Source organism: Ruminococcus sp. (assembly GCF_045129435.1).
Lineage (GTDB): Bacteria > Bacillota > Clostridia > Oscillospirales > Acutalibacteraceae > Ruminococcoides.
In genome coordinates this window covers 1-6,289 of record NZ_JBGVJL010000199.1, presented here as the reverse complement: position 1 = coordinate 6,289, position 6,289 = coordinate 1, and the positions used below count along the sequence as shown (strand labels likewise).

6 protein-coding genes are annotated in these 6,289 nt (G+C 35.8%); 3 read left to right on the top strand and 3 right to left on the bottom strand.

The annotated features are described in order from the left end of the window. The first annotated feature begins 329 nt into the window (after positions 1-329). Positions 330-1,340 carry a tyrosine recombinase XerC gene (locus ACJMMI_RS10115; RefSeq protein WP_405355413.1) on the top strand — a complete coding sequence of 337 codons (1,011 nt, stop codon included), beginning with the start codon at positions 330-332 and terminating at the stop codon, positions 1,338-1,340. A 32-nt stretch (positions 1,341-1,372) separates the two neighbouring features. Here ACJMMI_RS10115 and ACJMMI_RS10110 read toward each other — a convergent pair whose 3' ends face one another. The 3 genes from ACJMMI_RS10110 to ACJMMI_RS10100 are packed head-to-tail and all read right to left on the bottom strand — an operon-like array spanning position 1,373 to position 4,152. After that, entirely contained in the window at positions 1,373-2,071 is a 699-nt protein-coding gene (locus ACJMMI_RS10110) for a DUF6873 family GME fold protein (protein WP_405355412.1), read from the bottom strand. Continuing rightward, entirely contained in the window at positions 2,068-3,432 is a 1,365-nt protein-coding gene (gene radA / locus ACJMMI_RS10105; RefSeq protein WP_405355411.1) for a DNA repair protein RadA, read from the bottom strand. The genes ACJMMI_RS10110 and radA overlap by 4 nt, the downstream gene beginning before the upstream one ends. Positions 3,433-3,447: 15 nt before the next feature. Beyond that, positions 3,448-4,152, bottom strand: a complete 705-nt coding sequence (locus ACJMMI_RS10100; RefSeq protein ID WP_405355410.1) for an N-acetylmuramoyl-L-alanine amidase — start codon at positions 4,150-4,152, stop codon at positions 3,448-3,450. 190 nt (positions 4,153-4,342) lie between these two features. Between ACJMMI_RS10100 and ACJMMI_RS10095 the strand changes: the two genes are divergently transcribed. Then, positions 4,343-4,573 (top strand): ferrous iron transport protein A, encoded by a 231-nt coding sequence (locus tag ACJMMI_RS10095; RefSeq protein WP_405355409.1) that lies wholly within the window; start codon positions 4,343-4,345, stop codon positions 4,571-4,573. A 21-nt stretch (positions 4,574-4,594) separates the two neighbouring features. Further along, a partial coding sequence (locus ACJMMI_RS10090) for a ferrous iron transporter B (protein WP_405355407.1) occupies positions 4,595-6,289 on the top strand: 1,695 nt, incomplete at its 3' end.

Below are 6,289 nucleotides of genomic sequence, written 5' to 3'. Positions count from 1 at the left end.
AATAAAGCTAAATTAGAGCTTTAATTAATTTTAAGTATTGCATTTTATCTTTTATCGTATTATCATAATAATATTATATAAAAGAAATATATAATAACAAACAGCGAGTTATGATTTAAAAGCCGATTTTACATTGAATTAGAAATATAACCAACTATACAAAATCAATGTTCAATGCTCGTTCGCACTTTCTTAAAAATAGCACTAATTATACAAAATGCATATTTTGTATAGTTGAGGCAAGAGTTACAAATGTTTTAGCTAAAAATATCTATTTTTAAATCTCTATTAAAACTATGTTCAATAACAGATTTATTGGTGGTGATTATATGAGCGTTTCATTTATTGACGAAGCTCCACAAATTATTAAAGATTATTTATTTTATATGCAGACAGTCAGAGGTAAATCTCAAAAAACTGTTGACGAATATTACATAGACTTGCGTACATTTTTCAGGTATATTAAAATGCAGCGTGGACTTGTTCCAGTTGATTGTGAATTTGAGGAAATTTCAATTTCTGACGTTGATCTTGAGCTTGTAAAAACTGTTACGCTGACAGATGCTTACGAATTTATGAATTATATTCAGCGTGAACGCAAAAATCAGAATGTTACAAGAGCAAGAAAATGTTCGAGTTTAAAAGGTTATTTTAACTACTTGACAACTAAAAAATGTGTGCTTAGCACCAACCCGGTCGAGCAACTCGAAGTTCCTAAAAAGAAAAAAGCTTTGCCAAAATATCTTACACTTGAGCAAAGTCTTGAGTTGTTAAATTCTATTGATGGTCCATACAAAGAGCGTGACTACTGCATTATAACCCTGTTTTTGAATTGCGGTCTGCGTGTGTCTGAAATGGCTTCTTTGAATTACACAGACATCAGACAAGACAACACTATGCGAGTAGTCGGCAAAGGCAACAAAGAACGAGTAATTTATCTTAATTCTGCCTGTATTTCAGCTATTGAAAACTATATGCGTGTTCGTCCCGTTGATGGCGTCAAAGACAAATACGCCTTGTTTATCAGCCGAAATCATCAGAGAATGAGCGTTAAAACCATTCAAGCTATGGTATATAAATATCTTGAAAAAATTGGTTTAAACGCACAGGGTTATTCCTGCCATAAACTCAGACACACTGCAGCAACTCTTATGTATCAGTATGGCGGAGTTGATATTCGAGTGCTTAAAGATGTGCTTGGTCACGAAAACCTCGGCACTACCGAGATTTACACACACCTGAGCTCTGAACAAATGAAAAATGCAGCAGAAAAAAATCCGTTATCAAAAGTTAAGCGTAAAACTAATATAAATACTGAAAAGTCAGAAAATAACGAATAAAATTAAGCGGTAGTTACTTCCTACCGCTTTTGTTATATTTTAATTGCCCCACCTATATCAATCAAAGGGCTATTCTCTATGAGATTGAGTATTTTTACATTATGAATTATACAAAACTTTTCTATTACTGGATAATTGGGATGTGTTTTTGCATCACCGAAAAATATCAAAGTATTGTCATCAAGAATTGTACATGCACCACCGATAAACCCATAATTATAACCTTCAAGTTTTATATTTCCACTATCAATTTTTAATACATCAATATCATTATTTTTTAAAGCTTCATAAATCGTTGTATCTGCTGTGATAGCCGCATTTTTACCGATTACTGCTGTAGAACAGCGAGTATATCCTTGGTTTACATTTACAATTTCAATATTATTATTGCTGCAATACTTTTTTACAGAATTATCGATAGCATCTTCCCTGCCGTATAATTTACCGCCTATATATAGGCAATTCAAAGCTACAAAACTTGGGTAATATTTTGTTATATTATTCTTACAAAAAATTATACTATATCCCCTATTATCAAGTTTTTTTCTTAATTCTGTACATTCTTTCAGCAAAAAAATATCATTATTTATTTTTAACATCTGCATATCAATATGCCGCTGCTCAGGTTTATGAAATTGTAATATTTTATCGGACGGTACTATATCATAACCTATATTATAAACCGCATTGCAAAGCATTGGGTATTCGTCAGACATTACAAAGCTGCTCATATACTTACTGCCTCAAAGGCTTGTCTGATATTCTTAACACCCACAAGCTCTGCACCGTCACATTTTACACCTTTTAAATTGTGATATGGCAAAATAATTTTTGTAAAGCCAAGCCTTACAGCCTCATTTACTCTTAATTGAGCCTGCGAAACTGCTCTGATTTCTCCTGCAAGTCCGATTTCACCAAATACAACAACATTTTCGTCAATCGGCACATCTTTAAGACTGCTGATAAGCACCATTGCAATAGCTAAATCTATTGCAGGTTCATCAATTCTTAAACCACCTACGATATTTATATATGCGTCATTGTTTGAAAAATAATACCCTGCCCTTTTCTCAAGAACTGCAAGCAAAAGTGAAAGGCGATTATAATCAAAACCTGTTGCCATTCTGCGGGCATTACCATATCCGCTTTGAGTTGCAAGTCCCTGAGTTTCTGCAAGAATTGGGCGTGAACCCTCAATAGTGCAGGTTACACAAGTTCCTGAAACACCCTTTGGTCTGCCCGAAAGCAGCATAACTGACGGATTTGGCACTTCCACAAGCCCTGTGTCTGTCATTTCAAACACACCGATTTCATTCGTAGAACCATATCTGTTCTTAACTGCTCTCAAAATTCTGCAAGACATCTGCTTGTCACCCTCAAAATGAAGAACAGTATCCACGATATGCTCAAGCACCTTTGGTCCTGCTATTGAGCCTTCCTTATTAACATGACCTACAATAAACATTGGTATATCGAGTGATTTTGCGGTACGCATAAGATAGTTTGTTGACTCCCTAACCTGTGTAATGCTGCCCGGTGATGAGCTTAATTCTGTCAGGTTCATAGTCTGAATTGAGTCAATCATAACAATATCCGGCTTCTCGTTTCTTATCTGCTCACATACAATTTCCACATCAGTTTCAGTCATTACATACAGATTAGGTGAATTTACACCCAGTCGATTTGCTCTAAGCTTTAGCTGTCTTTGAGATTCCTCACCCGACACATAAAGCACTTTCATAGAATTGCCAAGGAACTGACATATCTGCAGTAAAACTGTAGATTTACCGATACCCGGATCACCGCCAAGCAAAATAAGACTGCCCTTTACAATGCCGCCGCCAAGTACACGATTTAATTCGCCACAGCCTGTGTCATAACGATGTTCATTTTCGGTTGTAATTTCATTTATGGAATAAGGTGTTGCTACAGAAGCCGCTACCCTCTTTTTTACTGCCGGTGCGGATTTTACGCTTTCTTTTATTTCCTCTTCCATTGTATTCCATTCACCGCAGGTTGGACATTTGCCGTACCATTTTGGTGATTCATAACCGCATTGTGAGCATATATAAACGCTTTTAATTTTAGCCATAATAATAAACTTCCTTTAGTAAACATTCATCAAGCCAATAGCTATTGCATAAGCCATTTTTTGCTGATATAAATTATCCTGTAGCTTTGCACATTCCTCGTCATTTGAAATGAAACCGCACTCGGTAATAACTGCCGGCACAGTTGTATTTTTCAAAAGATAAATGCTTTTATCGGCTTTTTTGCATTCTCTTTCATTCTCCGGCTGAAGCATAGTTTTCACAGAATTACGAATACTTTCCGCAAGCTCAGCACTCTGGGGATTATTAGGAGAATAAAAAACCTGCGTGCCACTGTACTTGCTCTCGCTAAACTTATTTTGATGTATGCTTATAACAATATTATCAGGACTTGAGTTAAAAACTGCCAGTCTGTTTTTCATATCAGAAACTTTCCGTTGCCGAACTGTATCGCCGGCAGTGCAAACCGACTTATCCTCAGTCCTGATTTGTTGGGTATTGTATCCAAGTAAGGTGAGCATATCCGAAAGCTTGGTTGAAATCTGCAAATTCAAGTCTTTTTCAACAACATTATTTTCATTCACAGCACCGCCGTCCTCTCCGCCATGACCCGCATCAATTATTATGGTATGAATATTGTCATCAACGGCACTCTCGCTTGTTAATACACTAAGGCGAGAATATGCAGTAACTATGAGAAAAATAAAACTTAGAACAAGTGCAAAGCAAATTGTGATATATATTATTTTTTTAAATTTCATAAAGCCGAACACCTCATAATCAATGTTATGTTACAGGTATTCCACTTATAACAATTATAGCATATGAAAATTGATTTTGAAAGCTTGAAAGCAAAATTGTAACTATATAATGCAAAGTGAATATTCTGTTATTAATAAAAAAGTATGCACAACGCAATATTTTTGCGATGTACAAAATAAGGTGAAGTAAATGGAAAACACAACACTCGATAGGATTCCGCTTAATTGTGAAGTTTTTATAGATAGCATAAATTGTGGAAACGGTATTAAAAACAGAATATTCGACATGGGAATAACCGAGGGTGAAAAAATTATTCCGATTTTAAAAAGTCCTTTCGGTGATCCTGTAGCTTATCTTTCAAAAGGAACAGTAATTGCATTGCGTCAAAATGATTGCAGTAAAATTATGGTGCATTATTAAAGGTTAGGAGGTTTTGACTTGTTGACAAGAAACAGTCGTAAAACCGAAGCAAGCAATACTACATGCAAAAACACTGATTTTAAGGTAGTTCTTGCAGGTAATCCAAATGTGGGCAAAAGTACGATTTTCAATGCACTTACGGGTATGAAACAGCATACCGGAAACTGGACAGGTAAAACAGTTGAATATGCAAAAGGCTGCACAGAAATTAACGGAAAAAGTTTTTCTATAATTGATTTACCGGGCACTTACTCTATGATTTCATTTTCGCCTGAGGAAGATGTTTCACGACAGTTTCTTGTCAGAGATGACATTGATTGTACGGTAATTGTGATTGACTCAAGTGTGCTCGAAAGGAATTTATCATTTACATTACAAGTGCTTTCTGTCACTAAAAAAGCTGTTTTATGTTTGAATTTAAGTGACGAGTGCTGCAAAAAGGGCTTTGTTATAGATGAAGATGAGCTTTCGTTAAACTTAGGAATCCCTGTTATAAGTACCAACGCTACTAAAAAATCTGATATTGTGAAAATCAGAGAAAAAATCTATGATGTGTGTACCGAAAAAATTAAATGCTTTAGAGTGTCAAGATTATATGAAAATATAGATATTTTTGATGTAAGCAAACACAAAGAAAACACTGAAATTTTATCGACAAGAGCAAAAGAAATTTGCAGTCATTGCATTAAAAAATGTGGTGAAAACATAAGCAATAAAACTAAAAAGCTCGACTCAATACTTACTTCTAAAATCACAGGAATACCCATCATGATAATTTTACTTGCTCTGCTTTTTTGGATAACCGCCGTAGGAGCAAATTATCCGAGTCAGCTGCTCAGCAGTTTGTTTGATTATCTTAAAAACGGTTTGGTTTGGATTTTTGATTTTTTTAATTCCCCTGACTTTATAAAAGGTCTTTTCATTGACGGAATTTACACAACTCTTTGCTGGGTAGTCGCAGTTATGCTGCCGCCAATGGCAATTTTCTTTCCGCTTTTTGCTTTGATAGAGGATTTTGGTTATCTTCCGAGAATTGCTTTTAATCTTGACAAGTTCTTTTCAAAATGCGGTGCTCATGGCAAGCAGGGGCTTACAATGGCAATGGGGATCGGCTGCAATGCCTGCGGTGTTACCGGCTGCAGAATTATTGAATCACCAAAAGAAAGACTCATTGCAACTGTAACCAATAATTTTATGCCCTGCAACGGAAGATTTCCAATGCTGATAGCCTTAATTACAATATTCTTTTCGGGCAGTGCCTGTGTGCTTACAGGCTCATTGAGTGTTGCACTTATTCTTGTTTTACTGATACTGTTTGCGGTAGCAGTAACAATGCTTGTATCAAAAATACTTTCTAAAACTCTGCTGAAAGGAGAACGCTCCGCCTTTGCACTTGAGCTGCCGCCATACCGCAAACCGCAGATTATAAAAACCATAGTAAGCTCATTTTTAGACAGAACGCTATTTGTCCTTGGCAGAGCCGTTGTAGTAGCAATTCCGGCAGGAGCGTTAATATGGCTGCTTGCAAATATTTACATTGCCGATAGTTCTTTATTGTCTTATTGTACAGATTTTTTTGAACCGTTCGGAAAAGCAATTGGTCTTGACGGTGTAATTATTATGGCTTTTATACTTGGTTTTCCGGCAAATGAAACGGTAATTCCAATTATAATTATGTCTTATCTTGCCACAGGCACGCTTACCGACTTTGCAAGC

Bases quoted from the DNA above. Each gene is read 5' to 3' on its own strand.
- ACJMMI_RS10115 (WP_405355413.1), top strand. From the start codon at position 330: ATGAGCGTTTCATTTATTGACGAAGCTCCACAAATTATTAAAGATTAT.
- ACJMMI_RS10110 (WP_405355412.1), bottom strand. From the start codon at position 2,071: ATGAGCAGCTTTGTAATGTCTGACGAATACCCAATGCTTTGCAATGCG.
- radA (WP_405355411.1), bottom strand. From the start codon at position 3,432: ATGGCTAAAATTAAAAGCGTTTATATATGCTCACAATGCGGTTATGAA.
- ACJMMI_RS10100 (WP_405355410.1), bottom strand. From the start codon at position 4,152: ATGAAATTTAAAAAAATAATATATATCACAATTTGCTTTGCACTTGTT.
- ACJMMI_RS10095 (WP_405355409.1), top strand. From the start codon at position 4,343: ATGGAAAACACAACACTCGATAGGATTCCGCTTAATTGTGAAGTTTTT.